This is a genomic window from Leclercia sp. M50, assembly GCF_037150775.1.
GTDB lineage: Bacteria > Pseudomonadota > Gammaproteobacteria > Enterobacterales > Enterobacteriaceae > Enterobacter.
Map to the genome: position 1 here is coordinate 1 of NZ_JBBCPK010000199.1, position 2,920 is coordinate 2,920.

At 32.1% G+C, this 2,920-nt stretch carries 2 protein-coding genes and 1 pseudogene; all 3 read right to left on the reverse strand.

The genetic code is table 11. The annotated features are described in order from the left end of the window. Positions 1-952: plasmid recombination protein (locus WFM46_RS23390; protein ID WP_336998688.1), on the reverse strand; the 952-nt coding region annotated here is incomplete at its 3' end. Between the two features lie 241 nt (positions 953-1,193). Next, a complete protein-coding gene (locus WFM46_RS23395) occupies positions 1,194-1,793 on the reverse strand; it encodes a Crp/Fnr family transcriptional regulator (protein WP_204620865.1) in 600 nt (199 codons plus the stop codon). A 684-nt stretch (positions 1,794-2,477) separates the two neighbouring features. Then, a pseudogene (locus tag WFM46_RS23400) lies at positions 2,478-2,920 on the reverse strand (mobilization protein); the annotation flags it as partial.

Below are 2,920 nucleotides of genomic sequence, written 5' to 3' on the forward strand. Positions count from 1 at the left end.
AAAGCTCAATTTTACTCATATCTAATTCATGCTGTAAATTTGACTTATCTATATTTAAATTATCGTTTTCATCCGATAATTTTTTAATCTCATTGTCTTTTTCTTTTTTTATTCTTTTTACTCTCCAATCGAGTTTCCTAAAAAAATTAGTTTCATCGAAATTTTTAATACCAACATTAAAGCCAGCTTGTTTTGCTTTTTTTAATTCTTTTTCTTCAAACTCTTCTAAATTGGCTAATATATTTAATGCTGTTTCTTGTCTTTTTTTAAATCTCAAGTAATCAGGGCGTGATTTATAGCGTTCTCGCGGCTCCTCGCCCGTTCTGCTCAATCCAAATTTATTTGATACCTGTACATAAAAATCATCTTGAAATTTAATCATAGCTTCTGTGTAAGCTGTTTGATGTAATTTTTTCTTATCTTCTTTTGCTAATTTAGATACTGCTAGCTTTCCATCATGAAGCAAATTTAAATCTTGATCCTTGTTTCCCACAACGTAAAAATGAAAATGTGGGTTTGTTTCGTCTGTATGCTCAACAACACATTTTAAATTTTCACCATATTTATCTTTTAAATATTCAATAGATGATTTCTTATATTCTTCCCAAATTTCTTCATCAGCTCGATCTAGAGAAACTACACCAGCTAGCAAGATGCATGCATCTTTGCGTAGCTTCTTCTCCTTGCCGTTTTTATCAGTAGTCTTAAATTCAGCCTCATAACGCTCTATAGAGCGTTCTAAGGCATCTATAGACCCATAGAGCACCTCCGGTGCAGCTATGGTTTCTAAATGGGATGTAAAACCCTCCTCCCTTTTCATTTCTGACAACACACCGTTTACGGTTGTTGTTCTAACATCAGATTTATGATTTATATTTTTACTTTTATTTATTGTCTTTTTAGCTGGTTCTTCTCTGCTGTAGAGTTCTACATGCATAAATTGTGATTTCATTTTAAATTCTCCTATATTTTAATTTTCCTTATATATGTAATTAACATTTATTGTTTTTCTGTCAATAGCTATAGGAACCGACTATATCTATTACGCTAGCATATTTCATATGCTGCTCCATAGATGCGGCCCTACGGGGTTAAAGTCAACTTCAAAACAAAAAGCAAATCCCTAAAGCTTGCAAATTTCATATTTGCGAGGTTTAGGGATTCAGCAAGCGAAGCGCGGTAGTGTTAGTTTACTATTCAATATCAACCCAATCATTCTGCATAGGAAACTCTAAAACGTTTTCTTTTTCTTTTTTCTTGATAACTTTCTTATCATTGGTTTTTATTTTTGTTGTGTTCGTTGGAGTAAATAGATTGATCTGATTTTTAAAATCTTCAGTTTCAATATTTGATTTTTGTAAACTTTTCATTCTCTTTTGATCAAAGTTTTTCGGAACACCCATTGTGCATAGATTTGAATTTAAGTAGACGTGTCCGTCCTCGCTATCTTTTATTAAAACTCCTTTTTTAAACAGCTCATTGAATGCTCGTGAGACGTTCGACGGCTGCAAGCCTAAATCATCAGCTATCTTCTTTTGTGAAAAGTTAACTAAAATATTACCCATTTCTATAATGCCAAATAAGTACATTACAATCTTATAAGCATTTGGCTTTAAGTTCATTTTAGATAGTGTTTTCACAGACTCATGAAAAACTATTGAATAAGTTCCCAAAAATCCAGTTTTCTTTTTTCTCGTGACGTTAATGTTTACTTCATTCATATCATCAACATCTAATACGTTTTTTATTGTTGCTTCATCTGTATCGTTTATTAAAACCTTTGCTTTTGCCATTTTACATTCCTTTTTTTAATAAAAATAATAACCTATGTTGCATTTATAACCGATCTAAATGCAATGTCAATATCAAAACGATAAGAAAGTTATCGTTTCAACATCAAATCATATCAATGCACCTGTATGCAAAATTATGATTTTCATAAGTCTGATTATGATTTTCATAATTTTGCATTATGATTTTCATAATCGAAAATTATGATTTTCATAATTTTTTTTTTGGTAAAGTGTTGATATATAAGGCTTTAAAGGGTGCTTAAGAAGTAAGAAAATAAGAAAGAAGAAACCGTAAAATCAACTGCAAAACCGCCCTCGCCGGGCAGGCCAACCCCTCGAACCACAGAACCACTTGTGGTTCTGCAGTTCTCACGGTTCAAAGTTTAACAGTATTTCTTTGTTTTATATGTAGTTACATACCAAAGGGGGAACCCCGCCCCGTTCCCCCTCTTCACAACGCACCAAGGCGTTATGAAGGTACCCCCACCCCAATGCGGTCAGCTCCCTGACCACATTTTCCCAACCTGCATTTTTTATTTATAAGTTACTGATATTTAAAGATAACTAACTGCGTGCAAAACCACTTTTTTTGGGATAAATCCCAGCTATGACAGCTAAACGCTGTCAGGCCGCTTCTGGTGGTGTCTCATACACCACATAGGCGGCAAATATGAAAATATTCAATTAAAATTTGGGTTTTGTTTTTGTTTTTGGGTTGAATACTTCCTCGTACCATTCCTGAAATTTAGATCCATAGTAATTTTTAACACCCAAAATAAATTCTTTGAAATCTAAATTTTCTTTTTTTAATTTTGTGTTCTCATTTTTCAAATTGGTATTTTCAGAAGTCAATTCTTTGACTTCTGCTTGCAATGGCTCTTTTTCCTGCTTTAATTTCAAATCAAATTGATCTTTGTATGGAAGTAATAGTTTATTTTCTTTTTTTAGAGCGTTTACTTTATCAATATAAACGCTATTTTTTCTGGATGCTTCATTCCTTTGACTATATGCATCTGAAAGCTCAATTTTACTCATATCTAATTCATGCTGTAAATTTGACTTATCTATATTTAAATTATCGTTTTCATCCGATAATTTTTTAATCTCATTGTCTTTTTCTTTTTTTA